Origin of the sequence: Sediminibacterium sp., from assembly GCF_051861365.1 — a bacterium.
In the GTDB taxonomy this organism is placed as follows: Bacteria; Bacteroidota; Bacteroidia; order Chitinophagales; family Chitinophagaceae; genus Sediminibacterium.
Genome location: NZ_JBHYCW010000026.1, coordinates 1 through 22,694, shown reverse-complemented (window position 1 = coordinate 22,694; position 22,694 = coordinate 1). Strand labels below are relative to the sequence as shown.

The following is a 22,694-nucleotide window of genomic DNA, read 5'->3' as shown; positions in this document are numbered from 1 at the left end:
GAAACATGAAATCAGGAATGAGAAAGTAATGGAGCATTTCACTTCCTAGTTTCTTATTTCATGTTTCTGATTCCTGATTCTCTCAGCCCCAAACATCCGGATGCTTGGCAAAATAAGGAAGTGCAAAACAGCCGGAGATGCCGGTGATGATTTCAATGCCGAGTGTGAGCCCGCGGGCGCTGGCTGGTAATTGTTCGCCGGTGGGCATCATATTAGGCCCCAGTGGAATGAATGCTACAATTGTTACCAGACAAATGCAAAGTAATGTGTACAGTACGGCTCCTTTTTTCAGGTATTCAACCATTGCTGCATATACAATACCCGCAGCTATCAATGTTGGAATCGTGAAATAAATGATAGAGTTAATGTTGACCCATTCTGCAAACTCATAGCCGGTTACTTTTCTGTAGATCAGATCAAAAGCAAGATTGATGACGGTAGTGCCGATGCCAACAAATAATCCACCCAAAATGCCACGTGTGGCCATTGAGTATTGGTAAGGGGAAGTTCCTGTTTCCATATCGATTGGTTTTGTGGTTGAATGATGTATGCAAAACACACTTGCGATTGGAAAAAGCCTAGCGATGATAAGACCTGTTGTTGCTTAAATTTAGGAAAAATAAATGAGATATCCAATAAGGGATATCTCATTTATTCTTGTCTATTTTAAAACTGGAAATAAATGAAAGAGCCGCTGCTCTCTTGACTCAATATTAATAAGATGAGCATGGCTGACCATACAATACCCAGCAACCAAGCAGGCATTTTTGCCGCAGCTTGTAGCACACTGGTATTGCGCATACGCCAGTGAAACAATACCATCAAGACAATAACGATAGCAACAACTAATACGTCAAGAGATGGCAATACAGCTTTACTGTCTTTAACACTCGAAAACATAGATAGTAGTAGTCGCCATGCAGATGTAAAATCAGGAGCGCGGAAAAATACCCAGGTTACATTTACCAGAAAGAATACAAACATGGCTTTCATGAACCCCCATGACATATTTTTCTTTTGATCGGGTAATGCAACAGAACCATTTTCATCCAGACTACTTTTCTTCGACATATCTTGAATTAATTTCTCGATACACAGGTATAAACCATGTAATGCACCCCACACTACAAATGTCCAGTTAGCACCATGCCACAATCCTCCGAGTAACATGGTGATCATTAAATTGATATAGGTTCGGAATGGACCTTTTCTGTTACCACCAATGGGTATGTATAGATAATCGCGTAACCAGGCTGATAAAGTAATATGCCATCGTCTCCAGAAATCAGAGAATCCTGTGGCAGCATAAGGGTATTTAAAGTTTTCAGGTAATGTAAAACCCATACAAGCAGCAACGCCGATTGCACAGGTAGAATATCCTGCGAAGTCAAAGAAAATTTGACCTGAGAATGCCAATACGCCAAGCCATGCATCCAATGTGTGCAATGATTTTTGCGCACCGAATACGGTATCAGCAGGAGAAGCGAGCATACCATCGGCTAGCACTACTTTCATGAACAATCCTAATGATAATAAAAACAGTCCTTCATAGATCTGCTGGGCAGTAGCTTTTTTTGGCGATTCAAATTGTGGCGCGAGTTGGGGTGGACGAACAATCGGACCCGCAACAAGGTGCGGGAAGAAAGTAACAAAGAGAGAAAAGTCAAGCATTGATTTTACCGGCTTACTTTCTTTTTTATACATATCAATGGTGTAACAAAGTGTAGTGAATGTATAAAAAGAAATACCTGCCGGAAGGATGATATTGGGTTTGGCAGGATGATAATCCATGCCTAATGCATTTACAACGGTTACAAAATTTTCTAGTAAAAATGCTCCGTATTTAAAGAAACAAAGCATGCCGAGATTTCCAATTAAACTAACCACTAGCAGCAGTTTCTTTTTGGCCTTGTTTTCTTGGGTATACAAAGCTCGGCCTACAAAAAAATCAACAACAGTAGAGAGCCAAAGCAATAGAATAAATGGCGGGTTCCAAGCTGCATAAAAAAGATAACTGCCGAGTAATAAAATGATCTTTCTGGATTTCCAGGAAATGGGAAGATTATAAAGTCCCATCATCACAAGAAAGAAAACGATGAATGTATATGAATTGAAAACCATAAAATAGTAGTTGGGTGGCGGTAATTAATTGCTTTTTGTTTTGTTGGGAAAACTCCATCCTTTCTCTGTTTCAAGCACTTTCACCAAACTTTTTGTATAAGTAATGGCATCAGTTGGAGAAAGATGGGAGTCTTCCGGACAAATCAGTTGTTGCTCAGGATAATCCATGAAGTGAATACCTGGGGCACCTGTCACGCTGAGTATTCTGTTCCAGAAATGTTCTCTCGGGAAAATTTGTTGTTCTATCTGGAGGAATATGCCACTTGAGGGTGTTCTTACAAACATTACTTTACCACCTCTTGCAGTAATCTTTTGTACATCTTTTTGGATCACCTGAAATATAGAGTCAATGGATTGTTGTGTGGGAGGTGGTTGTTTCGCTCCCATTCTACTGTAATAAGACCAGATATTTTTTACACTATCCTGAATGGAAATTTCCTTCAAAAATTTATCAGACATTTTATTTTGACGATCAAAACTGATTCTTCCAAAATCAATCGGGAACAGTGGTTCTTTTTCCATGCCTGCACGTGTAGGAATATCTATTCGTTTTAAAAGTGCTTTGATAGAAAAATAATCACGCTCTAAAAAAACGAACTTTGATTCTAAAGGTTTATTGACTTGAAAACTGAACCATTGTGCAGGGGTAATATTTTTATAGTAATCAAGTCCTTTTTTAGCCAGCCGCGAATCCTCCGGATTGGTTGAAAACAGGAGCATCTCTGTTACGTCGATTACTAATTTTCCTTTGAATAAACTATCATCGGCCAAATTATCCAGCACCGGCATGGGAGAAGTGCCTTCAAAGGCAAGTTGAATGGCATCTTCACCTGTCAATGATCTCCATATTTCGATATCGAGATCATATTTATTCCTTGACGATCCGATAAATACGGTAGCTCTTTCTTGCTCCTTAGTTACGAGAGAACGTTTATGTGTCCATAACTCAGGACCATCGTCATAGGAGATACCGATACCGGTTGATCTTAGATAGGTTTCCCAGAAAATTAAAAAGAGAATAACGATCCCGCATGCCAATAGAAGGGCATTACGCAAAGGCGTGTGTTTCATGCTGATGTAGGGTTATAGTGAACACCTTGCTTTATGATGAAGCAGATGTTTAAATGCTATTCATTCAACACACTGATCATGTACCAATAGGACAAAGTAGAGGGAATAATTGATTTGTGCAAGTATTGTAGCAATAATTTTATGAAAGAGAAATCATGCCATCAAGACATCTGTGTAAGCACAACCTTTTCTACGATTTTTGGAAAGTGCTCATGTTCTAGTTGATGGATCTTTTGCGCGAGTGTTTCAGGAGTATCATCAGGAGTGACTTCACAGTGTACCTGAAAAATAGCTTCTCCTTCATCAAAATGTTCATTGACATAATGAATGGTAATACCACTTTCTTTTTCACCCGCCTTGATTATTGCTTCGTGTACATGCATACCATACATCCCTTTACCACCATATTTTGGTAAGAGTGCAGGATGTATATTAATGATTCGATTCAGATAGGCCTGAATCAATGCAATCGGAACTTTCCATAAGAAACCTGCTAAGACAATGAAGTCAATTTTACTTTGGTGTTTGATCTCATCTACATAGGCGTCACCGCGAAAGAATTTTTCTTTTTCGATCATCAATACCGGAATGTTATGCGTTGCTGCAATCTGAATGACACCCGCGCCGGGTTTATTGCAAACAATCAACGCAACCTGAATAGCAGGATGATCTTTTAAATGTGCAATGATCTTTGCCGCATTACTCCCCGCACCGGAGGCGAAGATGGCTATACGTTTGATGTCAGATGTCAGATGTCTGATGTCTGATGTCGGATTTGGATTTTGTCCATGGACATCCCTTTCACCTTTCACTTTTCCCTTTTCACTTCCTCCCCCTCCTGAGATCCTCCTCCACATCTTAGCCAAGTAGTTCTTGAAAAAAGGGAATTGCCCCATGGGAATACTGACTGTTAACACACAAAGTGGCCAGATGATGGTAACAAGAATGATGTAGACTATATAATAAAAAAGTCCTTTATCCAGTGAAGTAAAGGCCATGAGCTTCTTTCCGGTATAACCGCAAAGACTTCCGCCAAGGGCAAATGTGGTGAAAACAAGTACGAAACCGGTCCAGTTGAGCTTCCATTTTTCTTTCAGGCGACGAAACATGTGTCAAAAATGCGATAAAAAGAGGAGGAAACTTTCATGTTTTGTTTTTTTTGCCACTGAAAGCACAGAAGGGCACAGAATTTTTTTCTTCTTCAGTGTTCCTCTGTGTCTTCAGTGGCATTTCAAATATGTACACCAAAGCATGACATTCATTTTGTCTCAAATGCATCAATTCGCTGAAACACAAGCCAGATAAGGATAAAAAAAATTCTACAAGGTTTGGTTTTTGTCAGCATCCTGTCATATTTTTGCAACCGTTCACGGATATTTTTCCACACCAAGAACCACGTTTGTGTATATGATATCTTTTAGACACATAACCAAGATTTGCCTGCTGAGTGCACTCCTTTTCTTGGGTTTTTCAACAGTGAATACAGTTTCTGCGCAAGATGGTAAAGCTCTTTTTACTACAAACTGTGCATCTTGTCACCAGGTACATAAACCTTCTACGGGTCCGGCATTGGCTGGTGTGGAAGATCGTTGGCCGAATAAGGCGAATTTGTATTCCTGGATCAGGAACAGTGCGGCTTTCCTGAAAACAGGTGATAAGTACGCGAATGACCTGTACAATACATGGAATAAAACAGCGATGAACCAGTTCCCAAATCTGACGGATGAGGAGATTGGTGCGATCATTACTTATATTAATTCAGTTCCTGCTCCGGGTGCCGCTGCGGCTGCTGGAGGTGTTGCTGATCCGAATGCCGCTGCGGCTGCTGAAAGTGATAATACCTTATTATTTGGTATCCTCACCCTGATCTTGGCCGTTGTAGCCCTGATTTTGTTGCAGGTAAATGCAAACCTGAAGAAGTTGGCGGATGAGCGCGAAGGTCACAGTCCGATTGAGCCTGTTCCTTTCTGGAGAAATAAGAGCTATATCGCTATGATCACTGTGATCTTGTTCGTAGTGGGTGGTTACCTTACCTCAAAAGGTGCTATGGCATTGGGTCGTAGCAAAGATTATCAGCCTGAACAGCCTATTTACTATTCTCATAAAGTACACGCAGGTATCAATCAGATCAACTGTCAGTATTGTCATACCGGTGTATACCAGGGCAAACAAGCTACTATTCCTTCTGTGAATGTTTGTATGAACTGTCACATGTCTATCAATGAGTACAATGGTGAGAAAATGTACACAGAAGACGGTGATGAGATCAATGGTACAGCAGAAATTCAAAAATTATACAAATACGCAGGTTTTGAACCCGGTAAACCTTGGGATCCTTCAAAAGCAAAACCAATTGAGTGGGTGCGTATCCACAACCTGCCTGATCACGTATACTTCAACCACTCTCAGCACGTTAAAGCGGGTAAGGTTGAGTGTCAGACTTGTCATGGTGAGATTCAGAAAATGGGTGAGGTAAAACAATTCACTGATTTAAGCATGGGCTGGTGTATCAACTGTCATCGCGAAACACAAGTTCAGTTCAAAGACAATGGTTTCTATAGCATTTATGAGAAATACCATCAGGATCTGAAGAGCGGAAAAATGGATAGCACCAAAGGTGTTACTGTGGAAGCAATCGGTGGTACTGAATGTCAGAAATGTCATTATTAATTTGAAAATGGGTCCGCCTCAGGCGGATGAAAATTTGAAAATGAAAGCAGATTCAGATTTTCAAAACCTTCGGTTTTAAAGTTAATAATGTGTGTCAGAATAATTAGAAAAAGAAGATTGTAGTTTGAGAATTTTCAAACTCACAAATTTTCAAATTGATATAGTAACGAAAAGAAATTTGGGGAAGAGGATACTATCATTTTCAAATCTTCAAATTTTCACATTTTCAAATTAACAAGATGGAAAAAAAGTACTGGCAAAGTTTTGGAGAGCTGAATCAGTCTGAGGCTTACAATAAAGAAGTAAAAGACGAATTCAAGGAAGAATTGCCCTTTGTAGGTGATGAAAGCAAGAGTTTCCTGGAAACAGCTGCTCCGCGCAGAGACTTTCTGAAGTACCTGGGATTTAGTACTGCTGCTGCTGCCGTAGCTGCAAGCTGTGAAATGCCCGTAAAGAAAGCCATTCCTTTTGCTAATAAGCCGGAAGATATCGTTCCCGGTATCTCTAATTACTATGCGACCACTTATGTTCAAGATGGTGACGTAGTAAGTGTTTTGGCGAAAGTGCGTGATGGTCGTCCTATTAAAATTGAAGGTAATGATCTGAGTCCGATCACTAAAGGCGGTACTTCTGCCCGTGTTCAGGCTTCTGTTTTAGACCTCTATGATACTGCTCGTTTACGCTTCCCTACCATTGATGGTAAAGAGGTAACATTCGAAGCCATTGATAAAGCATTGGCCGGTGCAGTAGGTGGTAATGTGGTGATTTTAACCAGCACTATCACATCTCCCTCTACCAAAGCCATTATTGCAGAATTTCTAACTAAGAACCCCGGTAGCCGCCACGTAACATACGATGCTGTTTCTTACAGTGCCATGTTGCAAGCCAATGAAGCTACTTATGGTGTTCGCGGTATCCCTTCTTATCATTTTGAGAATGCAAAAGCCATCGTGAGTCTGGGTGCCGATTTCTTAGGTACTTGGTTAAGTCCGGTTGAATTCTCTAAGCAATATGCCGCGGGTAAAAAGATCGACGAGAAGAACCCAAGCATGAGCAAGCATATTCATTTTGAATCTGTAGCTTCTATGACCGGTTCTAATGCCGATGAAAAATATTTACACCGCCCATCTGAAACAGGTGCTATTGCTGCTGCTCTATTGAGTGCAGTAAATGGTCAGGGTGTAAACGGAATCAGTGATGCAAAACTGAAAGCCGGTATTGAAAAAGCAGCGAAAACCTTGAACGAAAATAAAGGTGCTGCATTGGTGGTAGCAGGTAGTAATGATGTGAATGTTCAGATCATTGTGAATGCGATCAACAACGCGATCGGTGCCGGTGGAACTACCATCAACTGGGGTGTTATGAATCACCAGCGTGCAGGTGTCGATGCTGATTTTGTGAGATTGGTAGAAGACATGAATGCAGGGATTGTAAATACTTTATTGGTTTATGGTGCAAACCCTGCTTATACTTGGTTCGATGCTGAGAAATTCAAAGCAGGATTGAAAAAAGTAAGAACAACCGTTTCTTTTGCTTCTAAAATGGATGAAACTGCTGAACTGTGTAAGTTCGTAGTGCCTGATCATCACTACTTGGAAAGCTGGGGTGATGCAGAAGCAAAAACCGGTCACTTCTCTTTCATCCAACCTACTATTTATCCTTTATTCAAAACACGTCAGTGGCAAGATAGCCTGCTGAAGTGGAGTGGTAATACTGCTGATTATCTCGCTTATCTGAAAAATTTCTGGAGTACTAAACTGGGCGGACAAACCGGTTGGGATAAAGCGCTTCAGGATGGTGTGATCAGTTTGGGTGAATCAGCTACCAAGCCCGGCTCTTTCAACGGAGCTTCTGTAGGTGCTGCTGTTGCCGCTGCTACATCAGGTAAAAAAGGTGGTAAGTATGAATTGGTGTTGTATGAAAAAGTAGGTATCGGTGCCGGACAAGGTGCTTCTAACCCATGGTTACAAGAATTACCGGATCCGGTTACACGTGCTACTTGGGATAACTATGTAATTGTTTCTCCTCCATTGGCGAGAACTATTTTGGATATCGATTTGAACAATGGCGGACAAGCGGATGCTTATGAAGTAAATCCTCCAAAGAAAGTGGTGAAAGTAGTTGCCAATGGTAAAGAAATTTCACTGCCTGTATTGATCATCCCGGGCACACATCCTGATACCATCGGTATCGCTGTAGGATATGGCCGAAGCAATAATATTGGTAAAGCAGCTGCAGGTGTTGGACAAAATGCCTTCCCGCTCGCAAGCATCAGCAATGGTGTAGTAAGCTATACCAATACAAGTGTTGAGATCACTGTAACCGGTGAAAAATATCCGGTTGCATTGACGCAAACACACAATCGCTACGATACCACACAAGGTAATCGTACCGAGGTAATGAAAGAATTGACTCTGGCTGACTATAAGAAACATCCAACAGAGATCCGCGAAGAGCGTGATCATGAATTGAAGCCTTGGGGCGGATTGGAAAAGTTTGAAAGTCAGGGTACCATTTATCCTGTTTATGACAGACCGGGTATTAAATGGGGCATGAGCGTTGACTTGAATACTTGTACCGGTTGTGGTGCTTGTGTGGTGGCTTGTAATGCTGAGAACAACGTTTCTGTTGTAGGTAAGCCTGAGGTATTACGCGGACATGAAATGCATTGGTTACGTATCGACCGTTATTATAGCGGTGATATGGATAATCCAAATGTAGTATTCCAGCCGCTGATGTGTCAGCACTGTGATAATGCTCCATGTGAGAACGTTTGTCCGGTAGCAGCTACGAACCACAGTTCAGAAGGTATCAACCAAATGACTTATAACCGTTGTATCGGTACCAGATATTGTGCGAACAACTGTCCTTATAAAGTACGTCGCTTTAACTGGTCAGACTACACTGGATCAGATAGCTTCGGTAACAACCAGGAAGGTATTGTAAATGATGTGGTGTTGAACATGAACGATGATCTTACCCGCATGGTACTGAATCCGGATGTAACCGTACGTTCACGTGGTGTGATCGAAAAATGTTCATTCTGCGTACAGCGTTTACAAGAGAGCAAGTTGAAAGCGAAGAAAGAAAGCAGACCATTGGTAGACAGCGATATCAAAGTAGCATGTCAGCAGGCATGTCCTACTAACGCCATCACTTTTGGTAATGCCAATGATAAACATAGCGCCATCACCATGGTGAGAACAGAGAATCCGAATCGTCAGTTCTATGTATTGGAGCAACTGCACGTATTACCGGGTGTTACTTACCTCGCAAAAGTGCGTAACACAGAATCTGCGCATGGTGAAGGAAAGCATGAGACTAAAAAAGAAGCAGAACACGCATAGAAGTCAAAAGTGAAAAGTCAAAAGTGAAAAATATTTCACGTTTCACCTTTGACCTTTCACTTTAACTCAAAAGATCTAAAATAACTATGGACCACTAACACTGATCCATGGACCAAAATAAGACCAGATGCATTTAAAGTACGAATCACAGCTTAGAGAACCGTTGGTGTACGGTGACAAAACTTACCATCAGGTAACTGAAGACATCGTTAAGCCTATTGAAGCCAAGCCTACCAAATTATGGTACATCGGTTTTTATATCTCTGTAGCCCTTTTGTTGTTTGGTGTATACAGCGTTTATCGTGAAGTGACTTACGGTATTGGACAGTGGAACCTGAATAAGACCATTGGATGGGGTTGGGATATCACCAACTTCGTATGGTGGGTAGGTATCGGTCACGCAGGTACACTGATCTCAGCGATCTTGTTATTGTTCCGTCAGGGTTGGAGAACAGGTGTGAACCGTGCTGCAGAAGCGATGACCATCTTCGCGGTAATGTGTGCCGGTCAGTTCCCGATCTTCCACATGGGTCGTGTATGGATGGCGTTCTTCGTACTTCCTTATCCAAATACACGTGGTCCTTTATGGGTGAACTTTAACTCTCCATTGTTGTGGGACGTATTTGCGATCTCTACTTACTTTACTGTATCTCTTTTATTCTGGTATTCCGGTTTGATTCCTGACTTTGCAACTGTTCGTGATCGTGCCTTTACAAAATTGCGTAAGCGTTTGTATGGTATTGCCTCTTTCGGTTGGACAGGTTCTACCAAACACTGGCAGCGTCATGAAAGTCTTTCACTTGTATTGGCCGGTTTGAGTACGCCACTCGTATTGTCAGTACACACGATCGTATCCTTTGACTTCGCTACCTCAGTAATTCCGGGTTGGCATACAACGATCTTCCCGCCATACTTCGTTGCGGGTGCGATCTTCTCCGGATTTGCAATGGTACAAACACTAATGGTGATCGTTCGCAAAGTGTTTCAGATGGAAGATTATGTTACCATCGGTCACATTGAAGCGATGAATAAAGTAATTGTGTTAACAGGTTCTATAGTGGGTGTTGCCTACCTCACTGAATTATTCATGGGTTGGTATAGCCAAAATAAATATGAAGGATACACATTCTGGTATAGCCGTGCTTACCTGTTCAGTCCATATGGATGGAGCTATTGGGGTATGATGGCTTGTAACGTATTGAGTCCGCAGATCTTCTGGTTCCGCAAAATGAGAAGAAATCTATTCGTGACTTTCTTCATGAGTATCATCGTAAACATCGGTATGTGGTTTGAGCGTTTTGTGATCATCGTTACTTCATTGTACCGTGATTACTTACCATCAAGCTGGTCTGTATACTATAGTCCAACTATCTGGGAGATCGGTTTCTATGCCGGTACATTCGGATTGTTCTTTACCTGCTTCTTCCTCTTCGCGAAATACTTCCCGGTAATTGCGATCGCAGAGATCAAGTATGTATTGAAAACAACAGGTGAAGGCTATAAGAATAAGATGGGCAATATTGAAGAGCAGAAATTGGAAGAGTTTGTACTTGAACAAGCGCACCATTAAACTCCCAGCCCCTGAAGGGGGTGTTGAGTGGGTTGTTGGATGATTGAAAATAATTGTAAACCAAAATTTCCCTCTAGGGGATCAAGGGGTATGGCAAAAAAGAAATTCGTAGTAGGCTGTTTTGATGACGAAGCAGTATTGTTTCCTGCGGTGAAGAAAGTTCGTACGTCAGGTTACAAGATCCATGATGTATACACACCATTTGCGGTACATGGATTGGATCATGCACTGGGATTGAGAGAAACTAGTTTGCACACTGCAGGTTTTGTCTATGGTATTACCGGAACCTCTACTGCATTAAGTTGCATCAGCTGGATCTTTACCCGTGACTGGCCATTGAACATTGGTGGTAAGCCACACTTTGCATTGCCAGCTTGGGTACCGATTATTTTCGAGCTGACCGTATTATTTGCAGCGGTAGGTATGGTACTCACTTTCTGCTACCTGTGTCAACTGGCTCCTTTTGTGAAAAAACATCATTTCCATCCCCGTGCAACAGATGATCTGTTCGTGATGGTGATTGAATGTACCGATAAAACCAATACCGATGATTTGAAAGCATTCCTCACCAGCAATGGTGCTGTAGAAACAGATGTTCAGGTTGCTGAAGATGGTTGGTGGTTAGGTCGTTACGACAAAGACGAAATGCCTTTTGAAAACAAAGAAATCGTTGCTGCTTAATTTTTGAATAAGAAAGAAGATGAAGAAATTACTGATCATAGCTCTTGCTGCCACTGCAACTACCATTGTAGCATGTAGTGATGTTAAGCGTACGCCAGGTACTATTTACATGCCTGATATGGCTTATAGCCGCGCTTACGAATCTTATGCAGATTATAGCAATCTGACTGAGAAAGGAATTCATTATACAGCAATGCCTGTAGAAGGTACTTTACCAAGAGGTGCTGAATTGCCTTTCCATATTGCGAAAGATGTTCCGGGTGATACCACTAATTATTTTGCATCAAGAGCAGTACCCAATCCGATTGATTCTATGACTGAAGCTGAGACGATCGAAGCTGAGCGTCTGTATCAAATCAATTGCGGTATTTGTCATGGAACCAAATTGGATGGTAATGGTCCATTATGGAAAGATGGTAACGGACCGTACACTGCAGCGCCTAAAAATCTGATTGCAGATCCATTGGTGTCAGTAATGCCTGATGGACAAATGTTCTATTCTCTTACGTATGGTAAGAACTTGATGGGATCTTATGCATCTCAGTTAAACCGCAAGCAACGCTGGATGGTGATTAAATATATTAAGATCAAACAAAAAGAAGCGAAAGCTACAGCTGCTACAACAACAGCAGCCAAATAAGCAAGAGTGCCGGTAAATGATTGTCCGATTCTTTAAATAGCTCCGGACTTCAGTCCGGAGGGAGAAAATAAATAAACCGGATTTTAATCCGGAAAAAATATAACAACTGATTCTAAAAGAATAAAAATGGCATCTATCAAAACGCAATTTGAGATACCCGGAAAAATGAAAACATGGTCTTATGCCCTGATCGGCGTAGGTCTTGTAGCGCTGATTGCCGGACTCGTGATCAAAGGTTTCAGTTCTGATGAACATGAGCAAACCATTTTCTGGGGTACACTGATGTACAATACCATTTTCTGGACACTGGTATGTAATGCCAGCATGTTCTTTATTTGCGTTACCACCATGGCAATGGGCGGATGGCAGCAGTCATTCCGTCGTATTCCGGAAGCGATTTCTACCATGGTGCCTATTTTTGGTGCTATCACTTTTGCAGTTTTGATCTATGTTGTTGTTGGACATAAACACCATATCTATCATTGGTTAGATAGTGAAGCGGTTGCCAATGACCCGATCCTGAAAGGAAAAGCAGGATTCTTGAATCCTGTATTCTTCATCGTTTGGACTACATTGACCATCGGTTTATGGAGCATCTTAGGATGGAGAATGCGTCAATTGAGCAGTGAAGCAGATGAAGTTCCTATGGATGCAGAAAAAGGTGCCAGCTTTATCTGGAGAAATACCATTCGTGCTGCTTTATTTACAGTATGGTTTGCGTTAACAGTAGGTTCTACCGTTCCTTGGTTATGGATGATGAGTATCGATGCACATTGGTACTCTACGATGTATAGCTGGTACACTTTTGCAAGTTCATTTGTATCCGGTATGTCATTGATCGCTCTTTGGGTGATCTATTTGAAGAATAAAGGTTACCTCGAATTAACTTCTCAAGAACACTTGCATGATATCGGAAAGTTCATGTTTGCGTTCTCTATTTTCTGGACTTACTTATGGTTCTCTCAGTACATGTTGATCTGGTATGCAAACATTCCTGAAGAAACTGTATACTTCAAACACAGAGTACAAGGTCCATATAAAGGCATCTTCTTCCTGAACCTCATCATCAACTTCTTATGTCCTTTGTTGATCCTGATGAAACGCTCAGCGAAGAGAAATTACACACTTGTAACTTTTATGGCAGTATTGATCATCTTTGGGCATTGGATCGATTTTTACCAAATGATCATGGGAAGTCTGTCTAAGGAGCATGTGACCTTAGGTTGGTTAGATTTCGGAATTCTGAGCTTGTTTGTGGGTATGATGATCTTGGGTGTAGGTAAAGCGCTGACTAAAAAACCATTGGTACCAAAATATCATCCTTTCTTAAAGGAGAGTGTGATTCACCAGGTGTAGTTAATTTGTCCGAAAGGACTCAGTTGAAGAAAATTTGAAAATTTGAAGATTTGAAAATGAATATTTATTTGAATAACCGAAAATGATGATAATCTCATTTTCAAATTTTCAAATTAATACATTCTCAAATTGATTTAATACTGATAGCATTATGACAATGTTTTTAACAACAGCCGTAATCGTACTGATCTTCGTGGTGATCTTCCAGATCGCGAAAGCAAGTGAATATGTTTCAGTACTGAAAGGAGAAGAAGTTAGCCGTAAGCAGAACAATAAGATCAACGGATTCCTGATGATCGGTTTTCTGGTATTGGGTCTGATCGGTGTGTGGTATTGTAATGAACTGTACTATGGTAAAACCTTATTGGTTCAGGATGCTGCCAGTGTGGAAGGTGCAAGAGTAGATTCCATGTTATGGGTTACCCTGGCTGTAACAGGTATTGTTTTCATTATTACACAGATCATCTTATTCTGGTTTGCTTATAAGTATCAGGAAAGCGATACCCGTAAAGTGTTCTTCTTCCCGCACAATAATAAATTGGAGATCATTTGGACCGTAATTCCTGCCATTGCTTTAACTGTATTGGTGGTGATCGGTTTGCGCAACTGGTTCCTGTTTACAGGTGAGGCTCCACAGAATGCAATGGTGGTAGAAGTAACCGGAAAACAATTCGGATGGATCTATCGCTATCCGGGTAAAGATGGTTCTTTCGGAAAGAAATATTACAAGAACATCGATAATGCTTCCAATAGCTTGGGTTTGATCTGGGAAGATGAATTAGCGCATGATGATGTGGTAATGGAACAAACCATGTATCTCGTAAAAGGAAAGCCTGTTAAATTGATCATCGGTTCAAGAGATGTGATTCATGACGTAGGTCTGTCTCATTTTCGTATGAAGATGGATGCGGTTCCGGGTATTCCAACAACCTTATGGTTTACGCCGAAGTACACCACCAAAGAAATGAAAGAGATGACCAATAATCCTGATTTCCAATATGAAATCAGTTGCGACCAAATGTGTGGCAATGGTCACTATTCTATGAAAGGCGTGATTGAAGTAGTAGAACAGGAAGAGTATGATGCATGGATGGTAAAACAAAAACCATACTATGTTCAGCAGTTTCCTGATAAAGATCCTGCTGCTCCGAAGCCGGCTACAGATAGCGTAAAGACAGCTTCTGCGAAACCTGTTGAAGCAGCAAAGAAAGCAGTAGCCAAATTGTAAAACATTGTTCAACCGTAATAGCAATCGGTTGTTATCATTGATAGAAATTTTTAAAAGAAGATTATGAGTAACGAAGCAGTAGTGCATGCACATGGAGCGGTGACCACACACGAAGGTCATGGCGATCATCATCATGAGCATCACCATCATGAGACTTTCATCACTAAGTATGTGTTTAGCCAAGATCATAAAATGATCGCTAAACAGTTCCTGATCACCGGTATGGTTTGGGCTGTATTGGGTGGTTTGATGAGTGTGCTCTTCCGTTTGCAGCTGGGTTATCCTGATGCTACTTTCCCTTGGTTAGAAGATATCCTGGGTAAATGGGCTAAAGGTGGTCGTATCACTCCGGAAGCTTATTATGCTTTGGTTACTACACACGGTACTGTATTGGTATTCTTCGTATTGACTGCCGGTTTGAGCGGTACTTTCGCCAACTTCTTAATTCCTTTACAAGTAGGTGCCCGTGATATGGCATCTCCTTTCATGAATATGCTGAGCTACTGGTTCTTCTTTGCAGCTAGTATCGTGATGTTGTCGTCTATGTTTGTAGAGACAGGTCCATTCAGCGGTGGTTGGACAGCTTATCCTCCATTGAGTGCTTTGGGTGATGCGTCACCGGGTTCTAAGATCGGTATGGATATGTGGCTGATCTCAATGGCATTGTTCGTAGTGTCTTCATTATTGGGAGGTTTGAACTATATCGCTACTGTATTAAACATGCGTACAAAAGGTATGAGCATGACACGTATGCCATTGACCATTTGGGCATTGTTCTTCACTGCAGTATTGGGTGTATTATCATTCCCTGTATTGTTCTCTGGTTTTATTCTGTTGATCTTCGACAGAAACTTCGGAACCAGTTTCTATCTCTCAGATATTTTTATCAATGGTGTAGGTGCATTGCCTAATGAAGGCGGTAGCGCCATCCTGTACCAGCACTTGTTCTGGTTCTTAGGTCACCCCGAAGTATATATCATCCTGTTGCCAGCTATGGGTATGGTATCAGAGATTCTTTCCGTGAACTCTCGTAAGCCGATCTTCGGTTACATGGCCATGATTGGTTCATTGTTCGCGATCGCCATTCTAGCGTTCTTGGTTTGGGCGCATCACATGTTCGTAACGGGATTGAATCCATTCTTAGGTTCCATCTTCGTACTCTTGACATTATTGATCGCTGTACCATCCGCTATCAAAGTGTTCAACTGGTTAACAACATTGTGGAGAGGCAATATTCGTTTTACTCCGGGTATGATGTTCGCTATCGGATTTGTAAGCTTATTCATCTCAGGTGGTTTAACAGGTATCTGGTTAGGAAACTCAGCATTGGATATCCACCTGCATGATACTTATTTCGTAATTGCACACTTCCATATTGTAATGGGTGTGGCATCTATGTTCGGTATGTTTGCCGGTATCTACCACTGGTTCCCTAAAATGTATGGTCGTTACCTGAATAACACAATGGGTTATATTCACTTCTGGGTAACCATCGCAGGTGCTTACCTGATCTTCTGGCCAATGCACTATGAAGGTCTGGCCGGTATGCCACGTCGTTACTACGATTACAGTATCTGGGAAAGCTTCAAGCAATTTGCGGAGCTGAACAGATTCATCAGTACTGTTGCGATGATTGTATTCGCTGTACAGTTATTGTTCCTGTTCAACTTCTTCTATTCTATTTTCAAAGGAAGAAAAGTGACGACATTGAATCCATGGGGTGCAACCACTTTGGAATGGACAACACCGATCAAACCCGGACACGGTAACTGGGTGGGAGAAATTCCTGAAGTACATCGTTGGGCGTATGACTATGGTAAGGATGGAAAGGAATTCATTGCACAAACAACACCGGTGGGAGCAGATGAAAGTCATCACTAAATGATCAATCACCTGCATCATTCAGAACAAAAGCAGGTATTTAATATTGACAATGCTCCCGCACATCGGGAGCATTGTTTTTAAGATTCAAAGAAAGGATATCAGTAGTAGAGGATTAGTGGTTAGTAGGATGGCATAGATATTCGTTGTATAAGAGACCCTTAAAATACATGACAGCAGATACAAAAGATTCCGCTTCGTTTTCAGTAGCGGCCAAAGTGAAAGACTACTTTCAGCTCATTAAGTTCACGCTGAGCTTTACAGTGGTTTTTTCTTGTGTGGTCTGTTATTTGCTGGCACCAAAAGTGGTGGAGTATGATTTGGGGATGATTGTAGTTCTTTTTATTGCGGGTATGTTGGTAACAGGAAGTGCCAACGCTATTAATCAGGCAGTAGAAAAAGATACCGATGCCATGATGAAGCGCACGGGAAAAAGACCGGTAGCGAATGGTAGAATGAAACAACAAGAAGCTTATGTGTTTGCGCTGATCGCAGGCTTATTAGGTGTTGCCATGATGTGGTATTTCTTCAATTTGTCATCAGCACTATTGTCGGCTTTCAGTTTGTTTTTATACGCTTATATCTACACGCCATTAAAGAAAATCAATTCAATAGCGGTATTGGTAGGTGCATTCCCGGGGGCTTTGCCTTGTTTGATCGGATGGGTGGCAGGTAATGATGATTTTGGTGCAGGTGGATGGATCTTATTCGGTATACAATTCCTCTGGCAGTTCCCACATTTCTGGGCCATTGCCTGGGTAGCACATAGTGATTACAGTAAAGCAGGATTTAAATTACTGCCTTCTGATCTGGGACCAACAAAATTTACTGCATTACAAGCAGTGATGTATTCGGTGTTGATGATACCTGTAGGTATTCTACCCTACTATTTTGGACTGACCGGTGAAACGAGTATGTGGATCGTGATAGCAGCTAATTTATTTATGGTAGTGCAAAGTATCAGACTATATAAAGAAATGGACGTAAAGGCAGCCAGAAGAGTGATGTTCAGCAGTTATATCTATCTGCCGATCGTGTTGCTGGCTTTGCTGGCGGATAAAATAAAATGAGTGAAAAGTGAAAGGTGAAAAGTCAAAAAATCTTTTCGCTTTTCACCTTTCACTTTTCACAAATAATAAATTGAGATGATGACAAGTGCGACAACAAACGAACCAAAAAGAATTCACCCCCACAAATTCACTATGTGGGTAGCGATGGGAAGCATTGTGATGGCTTTTGCCGGATTAACCAGTGCTTACATCGTAAAAAAGAACCAAAGCAGTTGGCTCGAATTTGACCTGCCAATTGTTTTTTGGTATTCTACCGTAGTGATATTGGTGAGCAGCCTAACCATGTACCTAGCGACAAAAGCTTTTAAGGCCAGAGAAATGGGTCGCTACCGTACGCTAATGACAGTGACGGCGACATTAGGTCTTTTATTCATTATTCTTCAATACATGGGCTTTAATGACCTTGAAGCACGCAGTATTGCCTTGGTAGGTCCTAAAAGCAACTCGGCCGCCTCTTTTCTGTTTGTGATCACAGGTTTACACATGGTACACGTACTCGGCGGGGTAATTGCACTATTGGTGATGTTTATTCGTGCATATAGCAGCAAAGTGAAGTCGTACAGCGCTATTCCGGTGGAAGTAGCGGGTACTTACTGGCACTTTGTAGACATACTTTGGATCTATCTATTCATCTTTTATAATTGGATCGGATAGTTCAAGAAAAAGTTAGGGTTTATTCACCTTTTTTGAACAACAGCCAATATTTTTGTAACGAAATTTTTAGAACGATCATGGCAACGACAACAACTGCAACAACAACCAAATTGTGGGGTGGAGGAAAGAGTCCCTTCAATGTGGAGTATGGTAAACTGATGATGTGGTATTTTCTGATGAGTGATGCCTTCACATTTGGAGCTTTCCTGATCTCTTATGGTACCATCCGCTTCTCAACCAATGGATGGCCTGACCCCAATGAGGTCTTCAAAAGTTTCCCTTTTGCACCAGAAGGGGTAAATGCACCGTTGGTGTTTGTTAGTATCATGACTTTTATCCTGATCATCAGTTCTGTTACCATGGTATTGGCCGTGCATGCAGGACATAACATGGATAAAAAAGGTGTGGTTAAAAACTTGATCTGGACTATCATCGGTGGTTTGGCGTTTTTGGGTTGTCAGGCTTGGGAGTGGACACACTTGCATCATGAAGGTGCATGGTGGGGTAGCAATCCATTCTTGAATGCTGATGGAACTGCTTCTTCAACCAACTTTACGAACTACTTCTTTACCATCACCGGATTCCATGGTTTCCATGTATTCTCCGGAGTGATCATCAACATCGTGATGTTGATCATGACACTGATGGATAAATTTGAACAGCGTGGACATTACCTGATGATTGAAAAAGCCGGATTGTACTGGCACTTTGTAGATCTGGTTTGGGTATTCGTATTCACTTGTTTTTATCTGGTTTAATCAAACATTCGTTCATTTAATTAAGATATTGATATGTCACATTCAGTAGGTCACGAAGAAACACATGGCGGCGGTACCAGTGAGATCAAAAAAGTAACTATCATACTTTCTGTTTTAACCATCATTGAACTGGCACTTGGTTTTTGGATGATTGGTATGGAAAACAAAGGTTTGATTCTTGCTATTAAAGGTGCCATCATCATTCTGATGTTAGCAAAAGCATTTTATATCGTTGGATATTTCATGCACCTGAAACATGAGATCAAAAATCTGATCATGACGATCGTGGTTCCTTTGGCTTTGTTTATCTGGTTTATCATCGCTTTCCTAGCAGATGGTAACTCTTTCAGAAATTTACGTAATACATACGATCCTTATTTCAAAGAGCAAAGCACCATCAAAGTAGAGAAGAAAGAACATGGATCACATGGCGCTGCAGCAGGTGCCCATGCAGATTCTACGCATAAGAGTGAAGGTGCGGTGGAAAACAAACACTAAGAGATACTTGTTATAACCTTATTACTGTTCAAACCATCGCTGTTTTGGCGATGGTTTTTTTATACTTCTCAATATGAATAAGAAAGCGATACTTGGTTTGTTGGTAGCGGTGTTCATTCCCATTCTTTGTTACCTGATCCTGAAATATGCCAGTGAGTCAGCCGTGGATATGCCACGTAAATATTTACTGGATACCGTTGTCACGAGGGTAGAGAAAGGTAAGATGATCACGGATAGCGTTTGGCACAAGACATCTAACATTACTTTGCAGAATCATCTCGGCGAAACAGTGAGTTTGTATGATAAGCAAGGTAAGATCATGGTGGTTGATTTCTTCTTCACCAGTTGCAGAAGCATTTGCCCGGGACTCACCAGAAACATGTCAAAGCTGCAACAGTCGTTTTTGAAAGGTGGCAATGTTCGCAATAAGATCGATACTTCCATTGTACAATTTGTTTCTTTTACAGTAGATCCGGAACACGATTCTGTAAGTGTATTAAAAGATTATGCAGATCGCTTTGGTGTAAACCACGATAATTGGTGGATGCTGACTGGGAGTAAAGATTCCATATATCGTTTTGCATATGAAGAACTAAAAGTAGACAAGTTTAGCGAAGAACCGATGAGTCCTGATTTCGTACATACCACAAGATTTGTACTCTTGGATAAAGACCGCTATGTAAGAGGATATTACAACGGATTGGATTCAACCTCACTCTCAAAACTGGCGAGAGATATTGGATTTCTGATGCTGGAAAAAGATAAAAAGAAAAAGAGCACTGTATTCATGCAGATCATTGACCTAAGCTGGTTGTGGTTGATCATTGTATTAGCAGTTATTTTCTTTGTGCTGTACATGAGAAGCAGACGTAAAATAAATGGATAAACTTTTAGAATGATTCAGTGTTATTCTGTGTATTCTCCGAAGGAGTCCTTCGGACATTGGCAATAAACTAAACATTATGCTAGAACCCTCTCTCCCCAAAAACGATAAACAAGCCCGCTGGCTCATCGGTATATTCTCTGTTGTAGTATTTACAGCGGTTGTAGTACTTGGCAGAGTTAAACTGGATATCAGTGTAAATTTCGATGTACATATTTTTGCGAAGATCAATGCATTCATCAATGCTTCCATTGCCGTTTTATTGGTAGCCGCATTGGTTGCAGTAAAGCAGAAGAGCTATGCATTGCATAAGCGAATCATGATGTTGGCTTTATTACTATCAGTAGCTTTTCTGGTATCTTATATTGCACATCATCTGTTAGCAGGAGAAGCCAAATTCGGTGATTCAGATCACGACGGCTTGGTAAGTGAAGCAGAAAAACTAGCGGTGGGTAGTATGCGAATAGTCTACTATATCATTCTGGTCACCCATATTTTTTTAGCAGCAGTCATTCTTCCTTTTATTCTATTCACTGCTTACAGAGGTCTCACCGGTGAATATGCACAACACAAAGAAATCGCGAAGATCACTTGGCCGTTATGGTTCTATGTAGCTGTAACGGGTCCGGTTGTGTATTGGATGATTAGTCCTTACTATACTTAAGCTATGAGCCATAAGCTACAAGCTTCAAGCCGCAAGTGATTGATTCGAAACAGTATTGTTTTACAAACACCTTGTGGCTTACAGCGTGAAGCTTGCGGCTTATAAACCAATTTCTACTGCCGGATCCCAAAACTTTTTTTCAAAGTCAACGATCATATCATCTTTCACTTTGATCTTCTCTTTGGCTAATAATTCTTCCATCAATGTGGGTGTAGCAAAATGCGCTTTCCCACTGAGCATACCGTTTCTGTTCACAACACGATGTGCAGGTACTTTTGGTTTTACGTGGAAAGATCCATTCATCGCCCAGCCCACCATCCTGGCGCTCATTTTAGTGCCCAAGAAAGCAGCAATAGCACCATAAGAAGTGATACGCCCTTTAGGTATTTGTCGAACCACATCATATACCTGTTCAAAGAAAGAAACATCTTTACTGCCGGATGGTAATACAGTCCTGGGTTTTTCAGTTGATTTTTTTGGTGGCACCTGTATAAAATTTATACAGGCAATTTACGCTTTTGGCTCAGTCGCTTTTTGTTTTTGAGCGAGTAATTCTGAGCGACGGGGTTCGGGTACTGATTCATAGTCAAACGGACAATGCCTACACCCATGTCCACAACAATACCCCTTACTTATATGGTAAGCTTCTGTGAACACGACATAACCATGTTCATCGTAATAAAAATCTTTACCCTCTATCAGTTGCCGGTTCATGCAGGTGGCTTTTTAAAATCGTATCAGTCTCTAAAGGTAATTCCTTGTCTAATCTAAAACATAGATAATGAATCCGATTACTTTGTGCAATGTCTAGGCCTTCATAATGCGTTTTGATACACAATTCCGGTTTTATATGGGGTTGAGCGTAGATATTATCAGACTGTTCTAGTAATGTCAATCCATATAGTTGTATCACCAATAAAGTAAACTGATACAAATCCGGACTATCGGTTTTCAAATGAACCAATCCGCCGGGTGATAAAATCTGTTGGTATAGTCGAAGAAACTTAGGATGGGTTAATCTTTTCTTAGCCCGAGAAATACGCAATTGAGGATCGGGAAATGTAATCCATATTTCAGATACTTCTCCCACTTGAAAATAGTTCGTGATTTTATCCATGTGAGAGCGGATGAATGCAACATTATCTAGTCCTTCATCCAAAGCCGTTTTTGCTCCTCGCCAAATACGGTTGCCTTTGATATCAATTCCAATAAAATTTCGATCGGGATACATACGCCCAAGTCCAACAGCATATTCTCCTTTACCACAAGCCAGTTCAACGGTAATAGCATGATCATTCTTAAAAAACTCATTCCATTTACCTTGCATCCCTTCCGGATACTCCAGCACATTATCAAACCCTTTGATGGCTTCAAATCGTATCAACTTTTTCTGTCCCATTCGGGCAAAAGTACAAAACAGAGGAATAGGAAATAAGAAACAAGGAACAGGGAACAAGAAAGTGTCAAGGTGCAGGAAACAATAAAAGAGATCCGATTGCATGAAGGTTTGCAGCGTGTAGCTTGCAGCCATTGCTGTCCGGAGAAAATTTATTTTTGATACCGGATGTCTGTGATTGTTGGATTAGAGCTATCCAATACAGT

21 protein-coding genes are annotated in these 22,694 nt (G+C 41.1%); 14 read left to right on the top strand and 7 right to left on the bottom strand.

The genetic code is table 11. The annotated features are described in order from the left end of the window. Positions 1-82: 82 nt before the first annotated feature. The 4 genes from ACTIEV_RS11860 to purN form a co-directional block, all read right to left on the bottom strand. Entirely contained in the window at positions 83-520 is a 438-nt protein-coding gene (locus ACTIEV_RS11860; RefSeq protein ID WP_322195323.1) for a hypothetical protein, read from the bottom strand. A gap of 146 nt (positions 521-666) precedes the next feature. After that, the gene (locus ACTIEV_RS11855; RefSeq protein WP_322195324.1) at positions 667-2,121 is read right to left on the bottom strand and encodes an MBOAT family O-acyltransferase; all 1,455 of its coding nucleotides are present in this window, start codon (positions 2,119-2,121) and stop codon (positions 667-669) included. 24 nt (positions 2,122-2,145) lie between these two features. Next, positions 2,146-3,192, bottom strand: coding sequence for a hypothetical protein (locus ACTIEV_RS11850; RefSeq protein WP_439516529.1), 1,047 nt, complete (start codon positions 3,190-3,192; stop codon positions 2,146-2,148). A 161-nt stretch (positions 3,193-3,353) separates the two neighbouring features. Beyond that, a complete protein-coding gene (purN, locus tag ACTIEV_RS11845) occupies positions 3,354-4,301 on the bottom strand; it encodes a phosphoribosylglycinamide formyltransferase (RefSeq protein ID WP_322195326.1) in 948 nt (315 codons plus the stop codon). A gap of 367 nt (positions 4,302-4,668) precedes the next feature. Between purN and ACTIEV_RS11840 the strand changes: the two genes are divergently transcribed. From ACTIEV_RS11840 to ACTIEV_RS11775, 14 genes are all read left to right on the top strand, one after another. Continuing rightward, complete coding sequence (locus ACTIEV_RS11840) at positions 4,669-5,862, top strand: c-type cytochrome (protein ID WP_439516528.1); 1,194 nt, start codon at positions 4,669-4,671, stop codon at positions 5,860-5,862. 239 nt (positions 5,863-6,101) lie between these two features. Further along, complete coding sequence (locus ACTIEV_RS11835) at positions 6,102-9,209, top strand: TAT-variant-translocated molybdopterin oxidoreductase (RefSeq protein ID WP_322195328.1); 3,108 nt, start codon at positions 6,102-6,104, stop codon at positions 9,207-9,209. 127 nt (positions 9,210-9,336) lie between these two features. Next, positions 9,337-10,779, top strand: coding sequence for an NrfD/PsrC family molybdoenzyme membrane anchor subunit (gene nrfD, locus ACTIEV_RS11830; protein ID WP_322195329.1), 1,443 nt, complete (start codon positions 9,337-9,339; stop codon positions 10,777-10,779). 90 nt (positions 10,780-10,869) lie between these two features. Continuing rightward, on the top strand, positions 10,870-11,460 hold the full coding sequence (locus ACTIEV_RS11825; RefSeq protein WP_322195330.1) for a DUF3341 domain-containing protein: 591 nt from the start codon (positions 10,870-10,872) through the stop codon (positions 11,458-11,460). Positions 11,461-11,479: 19 nt separating this feature from the next. Beyond that, a complete protein-coding gene (locus tag ACTIEV_RS11820) occupies positions 11,480-12,100 on the top strand; it encodes a c-type cytochrome (RefSeq protein ID WP_322195331.1) in 621 nt (206 codons plus the stop codon). Positions 12,101-12,226: 126 nt separating this feature from the next. Further along, a complete protein-coding gene (locus ACTIEV_RS11815) occupies positions 12,227-13,456 on the top strand; it encodes a quinol:cytochrome C oxidoreductase (protein WP_322195332.1) in 1,230 nt (409 codons plus the stop codon). Positions 13,457-13,607: 151 nt separating this feature from the next. Next, positions 13,608-14,684 carry a cytochrome c oxidase subunit II gene (locus ACTIEV_RS11810; RefSeq protein ID WP_322195333.1) on the top strand — a complete coding sequence of 359 codons (1,077 nt, stop codon included), beginning with the start codon at positions 13,608-13,610 and terminating at the stop codon, positions 14,682-14,684. Between the two features lie 63 nt (positions 14,685-14,747). Further along, the gene (locus ACTIEV_RS11805; RefSeq protein ID WP_178888828.1) at positions 14,748-16,565 is read left to right on the top strand and encodes a cytochrome c oxidase subunit I; all 1,818 of its coding nucleotides are present in this window, start codon (positions 14,748-14,750) and stop codon (positions 16,563-16,565) included. Between the two features lie 170 nt (positions 16,566-16,735). Beyond that, positions 16,736-17,635 carry a heme o synthase gene (cyoE, locus tag ACTIEV_RS11800; protein WP_322195334.1) on the top strand — a complete coding sequence of 300 codons (900 nt, stop codon included), beginning with the start codon at positions 16,736-16,738 and terminating at the stop codon, positions 17,633-17,635. A gap of 132 nt (positions 17,636-17,767) precedes the next feature. Beyond that, positions 17,768-18,289, top strand: coding sequence for a cytochrome c oxidase subunit 3 (locus tag ACTIEV_RS11795; RefSeq protein WP_439516527.1), 522 nt, complete (start codon positions 17,768-17,770; stop codon positions 18,287-18,289). A gap of 77 nt (positions 18,290-18,366) precedes the next feature. Further along, positions 18,367-19,047, top strand: a complete 681-nt coding sequence (locus ACTIEV_RS11790; RefSeq protein ID WP_133474391.1) for a cytochrome c oxidase subunit 3 — start codon at positions 18,367-18,369, stop codon at positions 19,045-19,047. 33 nt (positions 19,048-19,080) lie between these two features. Continuing rightward, the gene (locus tag ACTIEV_RS11785) at positions 19,081-19,545 is read left to right on the top strand and encodes a cytochrome C oxidase subunit IV family protein (protein ID WP_250686636.1); all 465 of its coding nucleotides are present in this window, start codon (positions 19,081-19,083) and stop codon (positions 19,543-19,545) included. A gap of 73 nt (positions 19,546-19,618) precedes the next feature. Further along, positions 19,619-20,431, top strand: coding sequence for an SCO family protein (locus ACTIEV_RS11780; protein ID WP_322195336.1), 813 nt, complete (start codon positions 19,619-19,621; stop codon positions 20,429-20,431). 76 nt (positions 20,432-20,507) lie between these two features. After that, positions 20,508-21,092, top strand: coding sequence for a DUF420 domain-containing protein (locus ACTIEV_RS11775; RefSeq protein ID WP_322195337.1), 585 nt, complete (start codon positions 20,508-20,510; stop codon positions 21,090-21,092). A gap of 99 nt (positions 21,093-21,191) precedes the next feature. Here ACTIEV_RS11775 and ACTIEV_RS11770 read toward each other — a convergent pair whose 3' ends face one another. Genes ACTIEV_RS11770 through trmB form a run of 3 tightly spaced genes read right to left on the bottom strand, consistent with a single transcriptional unit; the run spans position 21,192 to position 22,491 of the window. Beyond that, the gene (locus tag ACTIEV_RS11770; protein ID WP_322195338.1) at positions 21,192-21,578 is read right to left on the bottom strand and encodes an MGMT family protein; all 387 of its coding nucleotides are present in this window, start codon (positions 21,576-21,578) and stop codon (positions 21,192-21,194) included. A 24-nt stretch (positions 21,579-21,602) separates the two neighbouring features. Continuing rightward, the gene (locus tag ACTIEV_RS11765; RefSeq protein ID WP_178888836.1) at positions 21,603-21,806 is read right to left on the bottom strand and encodes a DUF5522 domain-containing protein; all 204 of its coding nucleotides are present in this window, start codon (positions 21,804-21,806) and stop codon (positions 21,603-21,605) included. Next, positions 21,781-22,491 carry a tRNA (guanosine(46)-N7)-methyltransferase TrmB gene (trmB, locus tag ACTIEV_RS11760; protein WP_439516526.1) on the bottom strand — a complete coding sequence of 237 codons (711 nt, stop codon included), beginning with the start codon at positions 22,489-22,491 and terminating at the stop codon, positions 21,781-21,783. The genes ACTIEV_RS11765 and trmB overlap by 26 nt, the downstream gene beginning before the upstream one ends. Positions 22,492-22,694: the final 203 nt, after the last annotated feature.